Here is a 20,628-nt window from a genome sequence, read left to right on the forward strand (position 1 = left end):
CGTTTTATGGATTGCGGCGATACGCCGGGGAGGGTGCGCGTCACGGGGTTGACGCGTCGCGCCTCGTCGGCGGCTGATGCGACGGTTAGGATGCGCGGCGGCTCCGTTCGGTGGCCCCGCCCGGCTCGGAGGCTAGGAGTCGGCCCCGATGCTAGGAACCTGCGGCGGCAGGTTTGTAGCCCGCGCTGTGCCGGGGCCTGCCGTTCAGGTCCCGTACCGGGTAGCACCGTTCGAAGCCAACGCGCGCCAGGAGCTCAGCGACGGCCCCTTCCTGGGTGTCGTCGTGCTCCATCATGAAGAAGCCTCCGGGGGCCAGCAGCTCGTAGGCGCGCGCGGCGATGGCGGAGGGCATCTTCAGGCCGTCCGCTCCCCCGCCGTACAGCGCCATCTCCGGGTCGTGCAGGGCGGCCTCCGGGTCGGCAGGCACGTTCGCCGACGGAATGTACGGCGGGTTGGAGAGCACCGCATCGAAGCGGCCAGCCAGCTCGGTGAGGGCGGTGAGGGCGTCCCCCTGCACCAGGTGCACGCCGAGCGACTCCAGGTTCTTGCGGGCGTAGGGGATGGCCTCTTCGGAGAGCTCCACCGCGAAGACCTGGGCGTTCGGCAATTCGCTCTTGACCGCCGCCGCAATGGCGCCGGACCCTGTGCACAGGTCGACGATGCGCAACTGACCGGTCGCCGACTCGGCGCGTGCGCTCAGCACCTTGAGGGCTTCTTCGACGAGCAGTTCCGTTTCGGGCCGGGGTACGAATACGCCCGGCCCAACGGACAGCTCCAGGTGATGGAAGGGGGCACGCCCGGTGATGTGCTGCAGCGGCTCGCGCGCGGCGCGGCGGGCAACCAGCGCCTCGTACTCTGCGACCTGCGCGGGGGTGAGCCGCTCCCCCATCAGCGCCGCGTGCTGTAGGCGCGAACGCGAGCCGCCGTGGAGCAGGTGCGCGGCGAGTAGCTCGGCGTCCACGCGGGGGCTGGGCACCTGCGCCAGTGCCGCGGTGGCGCGCACAAGTACCTGTGCGAGTTCTTCCCCGCGCGGGTCGTGCACATTCACCTTCATGAGCTCTCTCCTCCTATCTTGACGACACACTGCCTGTCACAACATATAGCTGAGGGGCTCCACCGCCGCAGCGGCGAGCCCCTCACCAACGTTTCATGCCGAATCAAAAAATCGGCATAAGCCTATACAGAACCTACGTCTGCACGGAACTACTTCTGCACAGGGTTACTTCTGTTCCTGGCCCACCTGAGCGAGGCGGTGCGCCTCATCCATCTCAATAGCGGACTGAACCACCGGCTCCAGGTCGCCGTTCAGCACGGCGTCCAGGTTGTATGCCTTGTAGCCGGTACGGTGATCGGCGATGCGGTTCTCCGGGAAGTTGTAGGTACGGATGCGCTCCGAACGGTCCATGGTGCGCACCTGCGAAGCACGGTGTGCCGCGTTCTCGGCGTCAATCTGCTCCTGCTGGTGAGCCAGCAGTCGCGCACGCAGCACGCGCATCGCGGCTTCACGGTTCTGCAGCTGAGACTTCTCGTTCTGCATCGCCACGACAATACCGGTCGGCAGGTGGGTAATACGCACCGCCGAGTCGGTGGTGTTCACCGACTGACCACCGGGGCCCGAAGAACGGTACACGTCAATCTTCAGGTCGTTCTGGTTAATCTCGATTTCCTCGGGCTCATCCACCTCGGGGAACACCAGCACACCGGCGGCGGAAGTGTGAATACGGCCCTGAGACTCGGTCGCCGGAACACGCTGCACGCGGTGCACGCCACCCTCGTATTTCAGGTGCGCCCACACGCCCTCAGCCGGCTCATTCGAGGAGCCCTTAATAGCAATCTGGGCGTCCTTGTAACCACCCACGTCGGTGCTGGTCGAAGAAATAATCTCGGTCTTCCAACCCTTGTGCTCAGCGTATCGCATGTACATGCGCAACAGGTCGCCCGCGAACAGGGCGGCCTCGTCACCACCGGCACCGGCCTTCACCTCAAGAATGACGTTGCGGCCATCGTCCGGGTCACGCGGAATCAGCAGGCGGCGCAGCTTCTCCTGAGCTACCTCCAGCTCCTCCTCCAGGCCGGGAATCTCCGCGGCGAACTCCGGGTCCTCCTCGGCCATCTCGCGGGCGGCCTCGAGGTCGTCCTTGAGCGAGGTGTACTTGTTGTAGGCGGTCACGATACCGGTCAGCTCCGCGTAGCGGCGACCCACTCGGCGTGCCTTACCCTGATTCGACTGCACGGCGGGATCGGCCAGCTGATTCTGCAGGTCAGCGTGCTCGTCCAGCAGAACCTGAATAGATTCAAACATTCTGTTCTCTCTTCCATCTCCCGCACTTTACGCCGCACGGGCGGGCACTAGAATTCGTCACTCCCCTGACGGGGCGCCTCGCTGGGAGGCACGGGTGAACGCCTCACGCGCCCCACCGTCGTACCGGGGTGGGGCGCGTGAAACACGGGTCTTAGTCGACCAGGCGCAGGCCGTTCTTCTGCACCGTGAGCAGGAACTCCACGTTGCTTTCAGTCTTGCGTAGCTGGTTGGTCAGAACGCCCAGGGCCTGCTCGGGCTCCATGCCGGCCAGGGCACGGCGCAGACCCCACATGATCTTGATTTCGTCCGGGGAGAGCAGGTTCTCTTCGCGGCGAGTACCGGAGGCGTTGATGTCCACGGCCGGGAAGATACGCTTGTCGGCCAACTGGCGGGACAGACGTAGCTCCATGTTACCGGTGCCCTTGAACTCTTCGAAGATCACTTCGTCCATCTTCGAGCCGGTCTCGACCAGGGCGGTAGCCAGAATGGTCAGCGAACCGCCCTCTTCGATGTTGCGGGCGGCACCGAAGAACTTCTTCGGCGGGTACAGCGCGGCGGAATCCACACCACCGGAGAGGATGCGGCCCGAGGCGGGAGCCGCCAGGTTGTAGGCTCGGCCCAGGCGGGTCATAGAGTCCAGCAGCACGACCACGTCGTAGCCCAGCTCCACCATGCGCTTAGCGCGCTCAATAGCCAGCTCGGCAACCGTGGTGTGGTCCTCGGCGGGGCGGTCGAAGGTCGAGGCGATAACCTCGCCCTTGACGGTGCGCTGCATGTCGGTCACTTCTTCAGGACGCTCGTCCACCAGGACCATCATCAGGTACACGTCCGGGTTGTTCACGGTAATCGCATTCGCAATGGACTGCAGCATGAGGGTCTTACCGGCCTTCGGCGGCGAGACAATCAGACCACGCTGGCCCTTACCAATCGGGGACACCAGGTCCACCACGCGGGTACCCAGCTTCTTCGGGGTGGTCTCCAGGCGCAGACGCTCCTTGGGGTACAGCGGGGTCAGCTTGGAGAACACGCGGCGGTTAGCGGCCTCTTCAACGCTCTGACCGTTAATCGCCTCAACCTGAACCAGGGCGTTGAAGCGCTGGCGGCTGTTCGACTCGCCCTCGCGCGGCACGCGAATCGCGCCGAGCACGTGGTCGCCCTTACGCAGGTTGTACTTCTTCACCTGGGCCAGGGAGACGTACACGTCGTTGGTGCCCGGCAGGTAGCCGGTGGTGCGCACGAACGCGTAGTTGTCGAGGATGTCCAGCACACCCGAAATCGGTGCCAGCACATCGTCTTCGTTCAGGCGGGGCTCGTTCTCCTCGCGGCGGCGAGCCTGCTTCTCGGTGCGCTCGGCCTGACGGTCACGCTTGGAACGGCGCTCGGTACGCTCGGAGTTCTTACGCTCAGCACGCTCTGCGCGCTCGGCCTGACGGTCACGCTTGGAACGGCGCTCGGTACGCTCTGCGCGTTCGGTGCGTTCGCCGTCCTGATCGCGGCGACGCTCGCGGGTGCGGGTGCGCTTGGAGCTCTTCTCGCCGTCAACGGCGCCGAAGGTCATGTCCAGGGCGGCGTTCAGACTGTCCAGGCTTGCGGTGCCATCGGCGGTGGATGCTTTCAGCTCGGAGGAGTTCGGAGCCGAATCGCCCGGCTCGGAACGCTCAGAGATACGCTCCGCGGCCAGCTCGGCGCGCACATCCAGCGGGGGAAGCTCTGCGGGCTTCTCGTCCTTGCGGCTACGGCGGGTGCGCTTCTCGGACTTCTCCGACTTCTCACCCTTCTCGGAGGCCTCGGGGGCCTCCTGACCCTCGGCGGCGCGGCGAGCGCGAGCACGCTTCTGGGCGGGGGTCTCGTAACGCGAAGAGCGGGTGCGCTTCTCGGACTTCTCAGACTTTTCGGAGCCCTCGGACTCGCTCTTCTCCGCCTTCTCGGCCTGTGCCTCGGCGTCCTTCTGAGCGCGGGTACGGCGGGTACGGCGAGTCTTCTGAACAGGCTCGGAGTCCTTCTCACCCTCGGCGGGAGCCTCAACGGAGGCCTCGGCGGCCTTCTCCTCGGCCTTCGCGGTGGGCTTTTCGGAAGTCTTCTCGGCGGGGGTCTCGGCCTTCGGAGCGGCCGGGGCAGCTACGGCGCCACCACGCTGGTGCTCCTCCAGAGCCTGAACCAGCTCCGCCTTCTTCAGCTTCAGGTAGCCACGAATACCCAGCTGCTGAGCCAGGACGCGCAGCTGCGCGACCTTCAAATTTGCCAGTTCCGGCGCGGTCGATGCCGTGCCGAACTCATCGGTGACAACAATATTTTTTGCCAACTACAATTCCTTTGGTTGTAAGCCCTGAAAATCTTCAGAATAAAGATCGGGCGGGCGCTATAGCGCGGTCAAAGGTTCCTGCGCCGCCGCAGAACGCGGCGACCTGCACCTTCGACTCCCTCGAACCGCGCTGGAGGCGGTTCGCGTCTCTTACCGTACCCGCCGATTCAGACACGGCGAGCACACACGGAAGATAAGGCGCTCTATCATTATGCGTGCACCCCTCATTCATCGGACCTGCACCTGGGGCCGGCGGGTCAAGAATGAACGGTTGGGAGGGTTCAATCGCCGTGACCGAGACCGTACCTTCACGTCGGCACCCTGCGGGTGAGGCATTGTAGAAGGTAAGCTCCCCTCCGATACCCGGCCGGGCACAGGGTCCGGAAAAGGGTGAAGCGGGGTGAGGTACAGAACGTACCCGCGAGGAAGCGTCAATTACGGTCGTCGTCGAACGGCGGGTAGAACCCGCGATAGGACGTTACACGTCCTACTGAGTAACTATAACACCTTCAGTATCAATTTCAAGAGGGAGCACGCGCCACTTCAGACGACGGCCCTCCACCTCGCTCGCGGGGCTCTGCGCCTCGAACTCGGCGATAGCCTCGGCGGCCTGCTGCACCTGCTCATCACCGCGGGCGAAGGTCAGGACGGTCGGGCCAGCGCCCGAAATCACGGCGGCCAGGCCGCGCTCGCGCAGGAAGGCAACCAAGGCGGCCGAAGGCTCCATGGCGGGAACACGGTAGCCCTGATGCAGGTAGTCCACCGTCGCATCCATGAGGTACTCGGGAGCATCCGAGAGCGAACGCACCAGTAGCGCGGAACGCGCCGAATTAGCGGCGGCCCGAGCGTGAGGAATCTCCGCGGGAATCAGGGAACGGGCCAGCTTCGTGGACACCTCGTAGTCGGGCACGGCTACGACCGGACGCACCTGCGGGTGTACCGGAATAATCAGGGAGTGCCACTCCCCCAGCTGTCCCCAGGATACCGAGAGGTTACCGTAAATCGCCGGAGCCACGTTATCGGGGTGACCCTCCATATCGGAGGCGACCTGCAGCATACGCTCGCGGTCCATGCGGTGCTCCTCGGGCAGCAGCGCGCTGGCGGCCGCCACGCCGACAACAATCGCGGAGGCCGAAGAGCCCATGCCGCGCGAGTGCGGAATCTTGTTATCCGCAATCAGCTTCAGCGGGGGCAGCTCCTCCAGGCCGGCCGCCTCAAAAGCCGCCTTCATGGCGCGAACCACCAGGTGGTTTTCGTTGCGCGGAACCTCGGCGCTACCCTCACCCGTCAGCTCAAATTCCAGGCCGGACTCGATGCGCTCAACCCTCAGCTCATCGTAGAATCCCAGGCCCAGGCCCAGGCTGTCGTAGCCGGGACCCAAATTGGCGCTCGTGGCGGGCACGCGCACGGTGACGGATGCGCCCACGGGAATATCAGAAAGGTTCAGGGAAGACATGTGAAGAGGTACCTCGCGATCGGTGACGGAGTGAGCGAGCGGGATGCTGATGATCCGCACATCCGCCATAACAATGGGTGGTGACGGGGTACGGAGCCCCGCCATCATGCAGGTGCACCCCGCCCCGAAAACCGGGACGGAGTGCACCTCGTAGTACGAATAGGCTAGTGCAAATCGAGAATATTTGCCACAGCAACCACATCGAAGGGAGCCTTGGTCGGCTCGACCTTCACGCCGTTCACTGCCTCCAGGGCCCACTGCGGGTCCTTCAGGCCGTGGCCGGTCACGGTGATGACGATGGTCTTACCCTCGGGGGCCTCACCCGCGCGGTGCTTCTTCAGCAGACCCGCCACACCGGCGGCCGAAGCAGGCTCCACGAACACGCCCTCGCGCGAGGACAGCCAGCGGTGCGCCTCGAGAATCTCCTCGTCGGTCACGGCCTCAATCACGCCGCCGGACTCGTCGCGGGCGGCCTCGGCCTTCTCCCACGAAGCGGGGTTACCGATGCGGATCGCGGTTGCAATGGTCTCGGGGTTCTCGATGGGGTGACCCGCCACGATCGGGGCGGCACCGGCGGCCTGGAAGCCCCACATGATCGGGCGCTTGGTGGCCACGGGCTCCAGAACCTCGCCGTCACGGTTGGTGTAGGGCTCGGAGTACTCCTTGTAGCCCTTCCAGTACGCGGTGATGTTACCGGCGTTGCCGACCGGCAGCAGGTGGTAGTCGGGAGCGTCACCCAGGGTGTCGACGACCTCGAAGGAACCAGTCTTCTGACCCTCGATACGGTAGGGGTTCACCGAGTTCACCAGGAACACGGGGTAGTTCTCGCTGAGCTTGCGAGCAATCTCCAGGCAGTTATCGAAGTTGCCGTCAATCTGGATGATGTCGGCACCGTGAGCAATCGCCTGGGAGAGCTTACCCATGGAAATCTTGCCGTCCGGAACCAGCACGGCGCAGCGCAGGCCGGCCTGCAGCGCGTAGGCTGCGGCGGAAGCGGAGGTGTTACCGGTCGAAGCGCACACCACTGCCTTCGCGCCGTCACGCTTAGCGGCGGTCATGGCGCTGGTCATGCCGCGGTCCTTGAAGGAACCGGTCGGGTTCATACCCTCGAACTTCAGGTAAACGGTGTTGCCGGTCTCGGCGGACAGCGCCGGGGCGTGAATCAGCGGGGTGCCACCCTCACCCAGAGTCACGACCTGAACGTCCTCACCGAAGGGCAGACGGTCACGGTATTCCTTGATAACGCCCTGCCACACGTGTGCCATTGGCTTCTCCTTTAATCTTGAGGCGCACCGCCCGTCGGGGTCCTGTGACCCCGGTAGCGGGTACGCGGGTTCGTCAGTGAGCGAGGGGCCTCGCGGGTTGCCCTCGCAGGTTTAGTGCGGCGCATCAGGCCGCGGGGTTGGATAGTCTCTCGACGTGCACCTAGTGCTTCTCGGACTCCACGCGAATCACGGAGTTCACCTCACGCACCGTATCGAGCGCGTCAATCACGGCGATGGCGCGGCGCAGGTCGGAGTCCTTCGCGGAGTGGGTCACCATGCGAATCTGAGCCACACCCTCCTTCGGGGCGGACTGACGCAGCGAATCCACCGAGATGCCGTGCTCGGCCAGGATGCGGGTAATGTTCGCCAGAACACCCAGACGGTCCTCCACCAGAACGCCCACCGAGTAGCGAGAAATCACGTTGTCCAGGCTGGTTGCGTGCAGCTGAGCGTGGGAGGTCTCGGGAACGCCGGGGCCGCCCAGCACGAGGCGACGAGCCAGGGACACGAAGTCACCCAGAACAGCCGAGGCGGTCGGGGCGCCACCGGCACCGGGGCCGTAGAACATCAGCTCACCGGCGTTCTCAGCCTCGACGAACACGGCGTTGAACGCACCGTGCACGCCGGCCAGCGGGTGCTGGCGCGGAATCAGGGTCGGGTTCACGCGAATGTTCACACCGTCTTCGCCCTCGCGCTCGCAGATAGCCAGCAGCTTGATGACGTAGCCGTCTGCATCCGCTGCCGCGACGTCATCGGCGGTGATGGCGGTAATGCCCTCGGTGTGCACATCGTCAATCGTGAAGTCCGAGTGGAACGCCAGCGAAGCAACAATAGCGGCCTTCGAAGCGGCGTCGAGGCCCTCAACGTCGGCGGTGGGGTCGGCCTCGGCGTAGCCCAGCTTCTGGGCGTCGGCCAGCGCATCCGCGAAGGAGGCGCCGGTGGTGTCCATCTGATCAAGAATGTAGTTGGTGGTGCCGTTCATGATGCCCAGAACGCGGGTCACGCGGTCACCGGCCAGGGAGTCGCGCAGCGGGCGCAGAATCGGAATCGCACCGGCCACGGCGGCCTCGTAGGACAGCTGCGCGCCGGATGCATCGGCGGCGGCCTGCAGCTCCACGCCGTGCTTGGCCAGCAGGGCCTTGTTGCCCGAAACGACGGACTTGCCGGCGTTCAGCGCGCGCAGGATGCGGGTGCGGGCCGGCTCGATGCCACCGGTCAGCTCGATCACCACGTCGGCGGCGTCAATCAAAGCTTCGGCGTCGGTGGTGTACAGCGAGGGGTCGGCATTCCAGTGGCGAGTTGCCCGAGTATCACGCACGGCAATGCCGATCAGCTCGACGGGCGCACCAATGCGCTTCTCAAGGACGGCGTTATCCTCTATCAGGATGCGTGCCGCCTGGGAACCGACGTTACCGGCACCCAGCAGGGCAACTTTGATTTTGTCAGCCACGATAGTCTCTTTCTACGGTCGTTCCGGGGCGTTCCCCGGGGTCTCTTCGGGCTACGGTGCGGCGCGCTACGCGGAGCACGCACTCAACACCACTTTATCAAGAGGCGGGATGAAGCCATCGGCCTCAAGCTGCGACTTTTATTCTCTGAGATGAGGCATCCCTCACAATCATGAGGTGAGCCTTATCGTCGGCGAAGCCTTGAACGCGCAATACCGTGAAGCCCCGCCTGCAACCGCTGCCTCACGGCGTGCAATTCAGAGACGGGGACTTCACGGTTTCTTAGATTCTGGGATGGGGTTCTTAGATATCCGAACCCATATCCAGGGCAAGCATGTCGTCCTCGCTCTGGCGGCGAATCATCACGCGGGAGGGACGACCCTCGGCGGTCGCAATCACCGGCGGGCGGGTCAGGAAGTTGTAGTTCGACCCCAGCACGTAGCAGTACGCGCCCGTCGCTGGAACCGCCAGAATATCGCCCGCCTGCAGGTCGGCCGGCAGGTAGCAGTAGCGCACCACAATATCGCCGGATTCGCAGTGCTTACCCACCACGCGGCAGAGCACCTGCTCCCCCTCCGGGGCACGGTTCGCCAGGGTTGCCGAGTAGTCCGATTCGTACAGCACCGGGCGGGCGTTATCGCTCATGCCGCCGTCCACCGAGACGTAACGGCGCACGCGAATCTCGCCGTTTTCGTCCTCAATGCTCACGTTCTTGATGGTGCCCACCGTGTACAGGGTCGCGCCCGAGGGGCCCGCAATCGAGCGACCAGGCTCGAAGGACATGTGCGGAATCGCCATGCCCAGGCGCTCGCAGGTGGCCGCGACCGAAGCGGCGATGGATTCGGTCACCTCGGCGATGGAGCGGGGACGATCGGCCTCGGTGTAAGCGATGCCGTAGCCGCCGCCCAGGTCCAGCTCCGGCAGGGTCACGTCCAGGTCACGGTTGAGGCGGTTCATGAATTCCAGAGCGGTGGTTGCCGCCTGCTCGAAGCCCTCCGCCTCAAAAATCTGCGAACCGATGTGGCAGTGAATACCGCGGAAATCCAGGGAGTCGGTCACATTCAGGATTGCCGCCGCCAGCGCAGCGTAGGAGTCGGAGGCCTCCACGCCCCAGTGCTCCAGCTCTGCCTCGTCCAGGCCGGCCAGCGCAGCGGTACCGGGTTGCAGGGACATGCCGAACTTCTGGTCCTCGTGAGCGGTCGCAATCGACTCGTGGGTGGAGGCGTGCACGCCCGGGGTGATGCGAATCAGCACCGGAACGGGCGGGTAGGGCTCCTCGCCCTCAGCCACGCGCTCGGCGGCCAGCTCGGCGTACACCCGCTCAATCAGCTTGATTTCGTCCACCGAATCGGCCACCACGCGGCCCAGGCCGCTACGAATCGCGCGGGCGATTTCGGCTTCCGACTTGTTGTTGCCGTGCAGGGCGATGCGCTCGCCGGGCATACCGCCGCGCAACGCCAGCGCCAGCTCGCCACCGGAGGCGGTATCCAGGCACAGGCCCTCCTCACGAACCCAGCGAACGACCGCGGTGGAGAGGAAGGACTTGCCGGCGTAGTAGACGCTCACCTGCGCGCCATGCTTGGCGAAAGCCTGCTCAAAAGCGGTGCGGTAGGCGCGGGCACGGGCGCGGAAGGTGGTCTCGGAGAAAACGTACTGCGGGGTGCCGTGCTCGGCGGCCAGCTCGCTGACGGTCACACCGTCGATGCAGAGCTCACCCTCCGCATTGCGGGTGAAGGAATCGGTCCAGATGCTTCGGGACAGGTCGGCGGGGTTCTCAGGCTGGGTCAGCCATTCGGGGCGGTAGAGGGAACGGGCTTCGCTCATCGTGTCTCTTTCTGGATGTTCTTGCCCGCCACGCTCCGGGGTCAACGCCCTCGGCGCGGCGGCGGTTCTCTGTCTGTTCAGCTTGCCTGTGTAGTCTGTCTGGGCACTGTGCCTTGTGCCCTCTGTGCACTGTGCCGGGTTGGGCAATGAAGCCACCGGCGGCGGCATACGTTCAACCCCCGCCCCGGTAGCACCGGGTCGGGGGTTGAATCGAGGGGTATTACATGCGCTCGGGTGCGCTCACACCCAGCAGGTTCAGGCCGTTAGCCAGCACCTGCTGTGCCGCGTTGTTCAGCAGCAGGCGGGTGCGGTGCAGGTCGGTGACCTCCTCGTCGGCCTTGGGGGCCACGCGGGAGACGCCGTACCAGCTGTGGTAGGCCGAAGCGAGCTGCTCCAGGTAGCGGTTCACGCGGTGCGGCTCGTAGAACTTCGCGGCGTCGCGCACGGCGGCGGGGAACTGGCCGAGCACAGCCAGCAGCTCACCGTCAGCGGCGGAGTCGAGCAGGGAGGTGTCCACGCCGTCCTCAATCTTCACGCCGGCCTCCGCGGCGTTGCGTGCCACGGCGGCGGTGCGTGCGTGAGCGTACTGCACGTAGTAGACCGGGTTCTCGTTGCTCTTGGAGGTCAGTAGGCCCAGGTCAATGTCGATGGGGGTGTCCACCGAGTAGCGGGTCAGCTCGTAGCGTGCCGCGTCAACGCCAACGGCCTCGACCAGGTCCTCGAGGGTGACCACGGTGCCGGCGCGCTTGGACATGCGGACGGGCTTGCCGTCCTTGACCAGGTTCACCAGCTGACCGATCATGACCTCAATCTGGTCGGGGCGGTAGCCGAGAATCTGGGCGATGGCCTTCAGGCGGCCCACGTAGCCGTTGTGGTCCGCACCGAGCATGTAAATCGCCACGTCGGCGGGGTTCTCGGCACGAGTCATCTTGTCCTGGTAGTAGGCGATATCGCCGGCCACGTAGGCGTGGTTGCCGTCAGACTTGATGACCACGCGGTCCTTGTCGTCGCCGTAGTCGGTGGTGCGCATCCACCAGGCGCCGTCGGCCTCGAAGAGCTGGCCGTTCTCGCGCATGGTCTCGAGCAGGGCATCCACCTTGCCGCCCTCGAACACGGAGTTCTCGTGGAAGAACACGTCGAAGTGGGTACCGAAGGCCGCCAGAGACTCCTTAATCTGATCGAACATCAGGTGAGTACCGATTTCGCGGAAAATCTCTTCGGGGTTCTCAGCCTCAAGCGCGTCGGGGCGCTGAGCCAGAATTTGATCCTTAATGTCAACAATGTACGCGCCAGCGTAGCCGTCCTCGGGGGTCTCCTCACCGCGGGCGGCGGCAATCAGGGAACGCACGAAGCGGTCAATCTGGGTGCCGTGGTCGTTGAAGTAGTATTCACGCACGACGTTAGCGCCCTCAGCCTCCAGCACGCGGGCGAGCGCATCGCCCACGGCAGCCCAGCGGGTGCCGCCCAGGTGGATGGGGCCGGTCGGGTTCGCGGAGACGAACTCAAGGTTGATGGTCTTGCCGGCGAACTTGTCGCTGCGGCCGTATGCTTCGCCAGCCTCAACGATGGTGGCGGCGAGCTCACCAGCAGCTGCGGCGTCCAGGGTGATGTTCAGGAAGCCGGGGCCAGCGATATCAACGGATGCCACTCCGGGGATGGCGCCGATCTTCTCGGCCAGAAGAGCTGCTGCCTCGCGCGGGTTCTTGCCCACCTTCTTGGCGAGCTGCAGAGCGACGTTGGTGGCCCAGTCGCCGTGCTCACGGGACTTGGGGCGCTCCACTCGGACGGCGGGCAGTTCAGCGCCCTCCACGAGGGTCAGCTGGCCGGAGGAAATGGTTTCTTCTAGGGCAAGCGCAATGGCTTCGGAGAGTTCTTCAGGAGTCATAAGAACCTATTCTAGCAAGCATTGGGCCGGGGCTGACCGTTTATCCGACGCATATCTGATACCATGGTGGGGTTGCCTCTGTAGCTCAGCGGATTAGAGCACCAGTTTCCGGTACTGGGGGTCGAAGGTTCGAATCCTTTCAGGGGCACGATGTTCTTATTCGAGAGGGAACACGGGAGCCGATACTCGCCCAGCGGGTGTCGGCTCCTTTTTATTTCTGCTTTATATCTCGGGTTACATCTCGGGTGGAAGCATCAGAGGCTGGACGCCTCCGCTCCCCTGTTGTTCCGGAGGCCCCGCAGTTGAGAGAATAGGGAAACGCGCACACCGTTCAAACAAGCACGACAACACCACACCAGCGGAGGTAAACCGTGACCACCATGCGCCAGATTCAGCTCACCGAATGGGGCGACGAAAGCGTTCTGCACGAGGCGAACGTGCCCATCCCCACCCCGGTGCGCGGTCACGTGCTCATCAAGACGGTCGCCGCGGGCGTGAACCCCATCGATGTGACCACCCGCAAGGGCCTGGGTCCCGCCGCGCAGCTGGCCGACCCCTCCTATAGACCCTTCGTGCCCGGATGGGATGTGGCCGGCACCGTGGTCGCCACCGCCGGCGACTATACGGGGTTCAAAGTCGGCGACGGCGTTTTCGGCATGGTGACCTTCCCGTACCCCGGCGGCGCGTACGCCGAGTATGTCCTCGCACCCGCCTACCAGCTGGCCAAGGTTCCCTCCGACGTTCCGTGCGCCCAGCTCGGCGGCGCACCGCTTGCCGGGCTCACCGCCTACCAGGCGCTCTTCGAGGTGGCGCACCTGAAGGAGGGCGAGCGCGTGCTCATCCACGCCGGTGCCGGAGGCGTCGGCCACCTCGCCGTGCAGCTGGCCATTCAGGCGGGCGCGCAGGTTTTTGCGACCGCCTCCGCCGCGAATCACGAGTTCGTGCGCTCGCTGGGGGCCCAGCCCATCGACTACCGCACCGAGGATTTCCGCGCGGTACTGGGTCGGACCATGGACGTGGTACTCAACTCGACCGGCAGGCAGACCTTCCTCGATTCGTTGGAGGTACTGGTCCCCGGCGGGCGCATCGTGACGCTGACGAATCCCGACCCGCTGGATGTGGCCCGCGAGCGCGGGTTTGAGGCGCAGTGGCTGACGGCTCACCCGGACCGCGCGCAGATGCAGGAGATCGCCCGGCTCATGTCTCTGGGCCTGCTGAAGGTGCACGTGGAGAAGATTTTCCCCCTCGCCGGGGCCGCCGCGGCTCAGGAGCTTATGGCTTCCGGCCATACGCGCGGCAAGATCGTGCTGGTTCCCTAAGAAATTTAGAGACCAAAGAGCTAAGAAACCTAAAGAACGGGCTGATTCATGCTGAATTCCGAGGCCGCGCAGAGCGTCGACGAGTACCGCTCCGGTTTTTACCGCCCCGAGGGGTTTTTCGACGGCTTGTCCCTGCCGAGCTACGGGGCCGAAACGCCCGTCACGCGGGAGGCCTTCGCCTACGATTTCTACCCCGCGCGCGGTGCCGAGAGGTCCGGTTCTGTTGAGGAGTCGGGCAGCGCTGGGGTCGGTAGTACCGAGCCCGCTCCCCTGCTCATCTGGGTGCACGGCGGCGCCTGGCGCTTCGGCACGAACCGGGGCCTGCGCGATGTAGAGATCATGACCCCCGAGGGGCCGCGCACGAACCGGCAGACCCTCATGCGCCGGGCCCTGCAGGAACAGGGCTGGGCGGTCGCAGCCATCAACTACCGCTACTCGCACCAGGCGATTTTCCCGGGCGACCTGCACGACGTTAAGGAGGCGGTGCGCTTCTTCCGCGCTCGCGCCGCCGAGTTTGGTATTGACCCCGGGCGCATCGCGATTGCCGGAGGAAGCGCCGGCGGGCATCTGAGCATGATGGCGGCGCTCGCCGGTCCCGATGCAGCCGGCTACGCGAGCGGGGATCCCGAACTGCACGAGTACTACGAGGGGCGTGCCTCCAGCAACTACCCGGGGGTGAGCTCGGCGGTTACCACGGCCGTTCCCTTCTACGGGGTCAGCGACCTGCGCACCATCTTCTCCGACCGTCCCCTGGCGGGGTACTCGCTGGTGCATCCGGACGACGACGGTGCCGAGTGGCGCCTGCTGGGATGCGATTACCCCGTGCGCGAGGAGCGTGAATGGGTGGAGCGCGTGCCCGGTATCGACCGAGAGCGCGCCCTGCAGAATTGGGAAAGGGCGAATCCCCTGGACCTTGCGCGCGGGAATTTTGCGCACAGAGTGTACGCCGACGGCTCTGCCGGCGAGCCCTCTCGCAAAAACTTCGACGAAAAGCAGACTGAGGAACAGGCTACGGACCGGGCGTGTGCACCCATCATGCTAGTGCACGGCATTGCCGATTCGTGCGTGCCGTACCAGCAATCGGTGCGGGTGTATCAGGCCCTGCGCACGCGGCAGGTACCCACCGATTTGGTGCTGGTTCCGGGCGCCGAACACGGGGATTCGCGCTGTTTTAGCCCCGAGATTGTTCAGCGGATGCTGTCTTTCCTGAACGCCACGATGAACGCCACTGTGTAGGCGGCCCGTTACCTACCGTTAGGGCCGCGAATCGTGAGCGCCGCTCGGCTCAATTCGGCTCGGCTCAACCCCGCTCGGCTCGACCTATCGAGCGTTCAGCCTATCGGTTTCGTCGGCTGACGTGCTCGTGGTCGAGGCGGTAGCGTTCCAGGTCGTCGAACGCCACGCGACGGTGCGTGTTGATGCGCTCGAAGGGAATCTCGCCGCGCTCGAGGAGTCGCACGATGGTCGGTCGCGATACCCCCAGGTAGTCGGCGGCCTCCTGGGTGGTCATGAGGCGGTCCTGGCGGACCACGCACACGTCCTTGCGGTCGGCGAAGGCCCGTGCCACCGAGGTGATGGGGCCGTACATTTCGGGGGAAATCTGTACCCTTTCCCCGTCGCCGGTCACCAGGTACAGGGTTTCGGCGGAGCTCAGGCGTTCAAAGTGCGTGCGAAGACTCGCGTGGACGAGGGCCTGGAACAGTTCTTCGCTGCGGTGGTGGATTTCTTCGTGGCGTGCGTCCTCGCAGCAGTCCAACACTGGAGTGCGTGAGGAGGTGTACGTCTTGGGCGTTGGCATAGTCACTCCTTCGTTACTGTGTTATACACCACTGTAACACCCGAACGAAAGTATCGAAAGAAAGCCAAAAAAGATACTTATTTCGCATCCGCCATACTTGAAATATTAGCGACCAATTTATTGGTTCCTTTAACCATTTTGGTGCTTTTTGAAACGTCTTGAGCTCGATCTTGCTCGCGCAAAGATGACGAGCTCTCCCTTTCGAGGGGTGCAACCCGCCCAAATATGACGCAATATTCGCCGGGTGCATACTCCCGTTCCCCGCCGCGAAGGGGGCGAGTACACTGGATAGGATATGTCTGAGCAGAAAACCCATCACGCAGATAAGACCTCCCGCGCGCCTAAAACCGGGGCGCCCCGAACCGCCCCCACCATGGCGAGCATGGCCGCCGCCATCCACGCGGCCAAGGTGCGCGCCTCCGAAAAGAACGCTGAAAAAAGCACCGAAAAGCCCGCCGGCAAAAACACCGGCAAAGACACCGAGAAGAACGCGGTAAAGAACGGCGCCCCAAAGAAGGGTGCACAGAAGAACAACGTAGACCGCAAGAACTCCTCCAACGCCTCCCGCTCCAATCGACGCGGAGGCGCCAACAATCGCGCCCGCAAGCAGGGTAACAGCAAGGGCAACCAGCAGGGCGGTAACAAGGGTAACCAGCAACAGAACCGCCCGGCACCTCGCCGCTACGAGCCCTTCATTCCCGAGGTCATCACCTACCCCGAAGAGCTGCCCGTCAGCGAACGCCGCGACGACATCATGAACGCTATCCGCGACAACCAGGTCGTCATCATCGCGGGTGAAACCGGTTCCGGCAAGACCACCCAGATTCCCAAGATGTGCCTCGAGCTCGGCCTGGGCGAGAAGGGCCTCATTGGCCACACCCAGCCGCGCCGCCTCGCCGCACGCTCCGTCGCCGAACGCATCGCCGAAGAACTCGGCCAGAAGATTGGCGAAACCGTCGGCTACCAGGTGCGATTCACCTCCGAGGTCGGCGAACACAGCGCCATCAAGCTCATGACCGACGGTATTCTGCTCGCCGAAATTCAGAACGACAAGCTGCTGCGCCGCTACTCGACCCTCATCATTGACGAGGCGCACGAACGCAGCCTGAACATTGACTTCATCCTCGGCTACCTCAAGCGCATCCTGCCGCAGCGCCCGGACCTGAAGGTCATCATCACCTCAGCGACCATCGACCCCGAGCGCTTCGCCCGCCATTTCTCCCCCAGCTACGTGCCGGGTAAGGGAATCGTCGACGAGAACCTCAACGACGAAGAACGCGAAATTGCCGAAGCAATCCTGCCCGACGACGCGCCGCCCATCATCGAGGTCTCCGGCCGCACCTACCCCGTCGAAATCCGCTACCGCCCCCTCGAGGGCGAAGAAGACGCCTACCTGGATGACGAGGAAGTGGCCGAAGACCGCGACCCCACCGACGCAATTCTCGACGCCGTCAAGGAGCTCTCCAAGGAGGCACCCGGAGATATCCTCATCTTCTTCTCCGGCGAGCGCGAAATCCGCGACGCCAAGGACGCCATCGAGGCCATGGTTCTCAAGTCCCCGCGCCTGAACTACGAAGTGCTGCCCCTGTACGCGCGCCTCTCGCTCGCCGAGCAGCACCGCGTGTTCTCCCCCGGTTCCCGGCCGCGCATCGTGCTCGCCACGAACGTTGCCGAAACCTCGCTGACCGTGCCCGGCATCAAGTACGTCATCGACACCGGCACCGCCCGCATCTCGCGCTACTCGGCACGCACCAAGGTACAGCGCCTGCCCATCGAGCGTATCTCGCAGGCCAGCGCCAACCAGCGTTCGGGCCGATGCGGCCGCGTCAGCGACGGTATCGCGATCCGCCTCTACTCCGAGGAAGACTTCAACTCGCGCCCCGAGTTCACCGACCCCGAAATTCTGCGCACCAACCTCGCCGCCGTCATCCTGCAGATGATCGCAATCGGCGTGGTGCGCGAACCCGGCGACATCTCGCGCTTCCCGTTCGTGCAGCCGCCCGCATCCCGCGCCATTAACGACGGCGTGAACCTGCTGCGCGAACTCGGCGCGCTCACCGAACGCACCCGCCGCAAGGGACGAGGCGGTAACAACAGCGCAACCCTCACCGCCATCGGCCGAGCCATGGCGGCCTTCCCCGTGGACCCGCGCCTGGCCCGCATGATTATCGAGGGCGGCCGCCGCGGCTGCGCCAAGGAAATGATGGTGCTCGCCGCCGCCCTGACCATCCAGGACCCGCGCGAACGCCCCGCCGACGTGCGCGCAGAAGCCGACGCGATGCACGCCCGCTTCGTCGACGACACCTCCGATTTCTCCTCCTTCCTGCTGCTCTGGGACTATATCAACGAGCAGCAGGCGGCGCTGTCCTCCTCTCAGCTGCGCAAGATGTGCCACCGAGAGTTCATCAACTATCTGCGCATCCGCGAATGGCAGGACCTGTTCGCCCAGCTGCGCGAAATGGGCCGAACCGCCAACATTCACGCCAGCGGCGGCAGGGACATCAACGCCTCCGCGCACGAGGTAGACATCCACAAGAGCCTGCTCACCGGCCTGCTCTCGCACGTGGGCGTCAAGGAAGAACGCGAGAAGGACTCCAAGGGGCGCACCCGCGGCCCCCGCGAATACCTCGGCGCACGCGGCACCAAGTTCGCAATCTTCCCCGGCTCCGGCCTGTTCAAGAAGGGGCCCGACTGGGTGCTCTCCGCCGAACTCGTCGAAACCTCCCGCCTGTGGGCGCGCACCAACGCCGCCATCGAACCGCAGTGGATCGAAGAGGTCGGCAAACACCTCATCAGCGTGCAATACTCCGAACCGCACTGGTCCCTCAGCTCCGGTGCGGCAGTAGCCTACGCCAAGGGCACCCTCTTCGGCCTGACCATCTACGCCGACCGCCCCGTGCAGTACGCCCGCGTGGACGCCGCCGCAGCCCGCGAAATCTTCATCCAGTCCGCCCTCGTCGAAGGCCAGTGGCACACCCAGCACAAGTTCTACCTGCGCAACCAGCGCGCCCTCGCCGAGGTCGAAGAGCTTGAGGCACGCCTGCGCCGCCGCGACCTGCGCGTGGACGACTCCGTGCTCTTCGCCTTCTACGATGCCCGCATCCCCGCCCACGTGACGGATGTGCGAGCCTTCGACAAGTGGTGGAAGCAGGCACGCCTCGAAGACGACAACTTCCTGGATTTCAACCCCGAGAAGCTCATCAACGAGGAGGCCGCCGACTACGACGACTCCCAGTTCCCGCGCCAGTGGGTGCAGCGCACCGACAGCGGCGAACTCACCCTGGACCTGCGTTACGAATACGCCCCCACCGCCGGTGTGGGAGGCGCCCGCACCGAAGCCGCCAAGCGCGACGGTGTGGCCGTGCAGGTACCGATTCTCTTCCTCAACCAGCTGAGCCCCGAACCGTTCCGCTGGCAGATTCCCGGCCTGCGCCACGAGCTCGTGACCGCGCTCATCAAGTCGCTGCCCAAGGCGATTCGACGCAACTTCGTGCCCGCACCCGACGTGGCGCGCGCCGCCTGCGCCGCCCTCGAGGAAGACTACTCCCCCGCGACCGACGAGCTGCTCCCCTCCCTCGCGCTCGTGCTACGCCGCCTGCGCGGCGTGGTCGTCGAACCCGAAGCCTTCAACTGGGACGCCGTGCCCGAGCACCTGAAGATGGGCTTCCAGGTGCGCAACGCCCGCAACAAAATCCTGGGTGAGGGCAAGGACCTGCGAGCCCTGCAGCAGCAGCTACACAAGGAAATCCGCAGCGCCCTCGCCGACTCGCTCGGTGCATCCGACGAGGCCATGGCGAAGATGGTTGCGCTCGCGCAGGGCGGATCAGGCAACTCAGGCGGCTCGGGCAACTCGGGTAGCTCCGCGGCTTCTGCGAAGAAGGGCGCGAAGAGCCCGGCGAAGGGCACCCAGGCCGAGGCGGGTGCATCCGGCGGAGTACGCGAGGTCACCGGCCTCACTGCCTTCCCCGCCGACATGTTCCCGGACGGAGCCATCCCCCGCAAGGTACAGCGTGTCATCGCGACCCAGGCGGTTAACGGCTACCCCGCTCTCGTGGACGAAGGCTCTAGCGTGGGTCTGCGCATCTTCCCCACCGAAGCAGAGCAGCTGCACGCGCAGCGTCGCGGCATCATCCGCCTGCTCCAGCTGCAGGTGCCCTCGCCCGTGCGCTACGTGAGCGAACACCTCTCCCACAAGGAGAAAATCGTCTTCACGCAGAACCCGCACGGCTCCATCGACGAGCTCATTCGCGACTGCACCGTCGCGGCGCTCGACCACCTCGTGCCGCACACGCCCATCTTCACGCACGCCGAATACAGCGAACTCTACGAGCACGTGCGTGCCGAACTCATCGAGACGGTCTTTGACGTGACCAAGCTCGTCGCCGAAATCCTCTCCGAAGCCACCGCGCTGAAGAAGGCTATCAAGAAGGCCACCTCGCTGACGACCATGCACGCCGTCTCCGACGTGAAGGCTCAGATGGAGAACCTGGTCTACCCCGGGTTCGTGGCGCAGACCGGCTACGACCAGCTGGTTCACCTGCCGCGTTACCTGAAGGCCGCCCAGGTGCGCCTGACGAAGCTCGGCCCGAACCTACACCGCGACAACCAGCTCATGCTCACGGTGCAGGATCTTGAGGATTCCTACGATAACGCGGTCAAGTCGCTGCCGGCCGGCACCATCGTGCCGGATGCGCTCCGCCGCGTGAACTGGATGATTGAGGAGCTACGCGTCAGCTTCTTCGCCCAGGAGCTCGGTACCGCCTACACGGTGTCTGAGAAACGCATTGCGAAGGCTCAGCGTGAGGCGCTGGACGCCATCAAGCGCTAATTCCGGGAATACGGTTAGTTGCGGACAGGCGGTGTTCGTCCTCGCTCCTACAGGGGCACCCGCCCTCGCAGAGCTCGGGCACCCTGATGTCGCTACGGACGACACCGCCTGTCCGCGGTAGGTTCCCACCTCAGCTTGTGCTGTGAACGGCAAAGAGCCCCCACACGATCATGAACTGCCTCCCGTTTCTTGGACAACGAA

The 20,628-nt window shown here is 64.7% G+C and carries 12 protein-coding genes and 1 tRNA gene; 4 read left to right on the top strand and 9 right to left on the bottom strand.

Annotation, left to right across the window (positions count from 1 at the left end; translation table 11 throughout):
* Positions 1-151 precede the first annotated feature (151 nt).
* From prmC to argS, 8 genes are all read right to left on the bottom strand, one after another.
* Positions 152-1,054, bottom strand: coding sequence for a peptide chain release factor N(5)-glutamine methyltransferase (gene prmC, locus HMPREF2674_RS02915; protein ID WP_049343656.1), 903 nt, complete (start codon positions 1,052-1,054; stop codon positions 152-154).
* Between the two features lie 165 nt (positions 1,055-1,219).
* Positions 1,220-2,302: a peptide chain release factor 1 gene (gene prfA, locus HMPREF2674_RS02920; protein WP_049333690.1), complete on the bottom strand. Its 1,083-nt coding sequence runs from the start codon at positions 2,300-2,302 to the stop codon at positions 1,220-1,222.
* Positions 2,303-2,453: 151 nt separating this feature from the next.
* Positions 2,454-4,604 (bottom strand): transcription termination factor Rho, encoded by a 2,151-nt coding sequence (gene rho / locus HMPREF2674_RS02925; RefSeq protein WP_070824768.1) that lies wholly within the window; start codon positions 4,602-4,604, stop codon positions 2,454-2,456.
* 487 nt (positions 4,605-5,091) lie between these two features.
* A complete protein-coding gene (gene thrB / locus HMPREF2674_RS02930) occupies positions 5,092-6,060 on the bottom strand; it encodes a homoserine kinase (RefSeq protein ID WP_070824775.1) in 969 nt (322 codons plus the stop codon).
* Between the two features lie 164 nt (positions 6,061-6,224).
* The gene (gene thrC, locus HMPREF2674_RS02935) at positions 6,225-7,325 is read right to left on the bottom strand and encodes a threonine synthase (protein ID WP_049343660.1); all 1,101 of its coding nucleotides are present in this window, start codon (positions 7,323-7,325) and stop codon (positions 6,225-6,227) included.
* Between the two features lie 160 nt (positions 7,326-7,485).
* On the bottom strand, positions 7,486-8,775 hold the full coding sequence (locus HMPREF2674_RS02940) for a homoserine dehydrogenase (RefSeq protein WP_070824769.1): 1,290 nt from the start codon (positions 8,773-8,775) through the stop codon (positions 7,486-7,488).
* 301 nt (positions 8,776-9,076) lie between these two features.
* Positions 9,077-10,597 (bottom strand): diaminopimelate decarboxylase family protein, encoded by a 1,521-nt coding sequence (locus HMPREF2674_RS02945; protein ID WP_070824770.1) that lies wholly within the window; start codon positions 10,595-10,597, stop codon positions 9,077-9,079.
* Between the two features lie 220 nt (positions 10,598-10,817).
* Positions 10,818-12,482: an arginine--tRNA ligase gene (gene argS, locus HMPREF2674_RS02950; protein ID WP_070634434.1), complete on the bottom strand. Its 1,665-nt coding sequence runs from the start codon at positions 12,480-12,482 to the stop codon at positions 10,818-10,820.
* Positions 12,483-12,556: 74 nt separating this feature from the next.
* Here argS and HMPREF2674_RS02955 point away from each other — a divergent pair.
* The 3 genes from HMPREF2674_RS02955 to HMPREF2674_RS02965 all read left to right on the top strand — a co-directional run bounded on the left by HMPREF2674_RS02955 (position 12,557) and on the right by HMPREF2674_RS02965 (position 15,037).
* Positions 12,557-12,630 (top strand) — tRNA-Arg (locus tag HMPREF2674_RS02955).
* 232 nt (positions 12,631-12,862) lie between these two features.
* The gene (locus tag HMPREF2674_RS09620; RefSeq protein ID WP_305793683.1) at positions 12,863-13,801 is read left to right on the top strand and encodes an NADP-dependent oxidoreductase; all 939 of its coding nucleotides are present in this window, start codon (positions 12,863-12,865) and stop codon (positions 13,799-13,801) included.
* Between the two features lie 48 nt (positions 13,802-13,849).
* Positions 13,850-15,037, top strand: coding sequence for an alpha/beta hydrolase (locus HMPREF2674_RS02965; protein ID WP_070824772.1), 1,188 nt, complete (start codon positions 13,850-13,852; stop codon positions 15,035-15,037).
* 100 nt (positions 15,038-15,137) lie between these two features.
* Here the strand turns inward: HMPREF2674_RS02965 and HMPREF2674_RS02970 are convergent, their stop codons facing one another.
* On the bottom strand, positions 15,138-15,599 hold the full coding sequence (locus HMPREF2674_RS02970) for a helix-turn-helix domain-containing protein (protein ID WP_049333707.1): 462 nt from the start codon (positions 15,597-15,599) through the stop codon (positions 15,138-15,140).
* Between the two features lie 295 nt (positions 15,600-15,894).
* Here HMPREF2674_RS02970 and hrpA point away from each other — a divergent pair, with 295 nt between their 5' ends.
* Positions 15,895-20,427: an ATP-dependent RNA helicase HrpA gene (hrpA, locus tag HMPREF2674_RS02975; protein ID WP_070824773.1), complete on the top strand. Its 4,533-nt coding sequence runs from the start codon at positions 15,895-15,897 to the stop codon at positions 20,425-20,427.
* Positions 20,428-20,628: the final 201 nt, after the last annotated feature.

This window comes from Rothia sp. HMSC062F03, from assembly GCF_001836905.1.
GTDB classification, from domain to species: domain Bacteria; phylum Actinomycetota; class Actinomycetes; order Actinomycetales; family Micrococcaceae; genus Rothia; species Rothia mucilaginosa_A.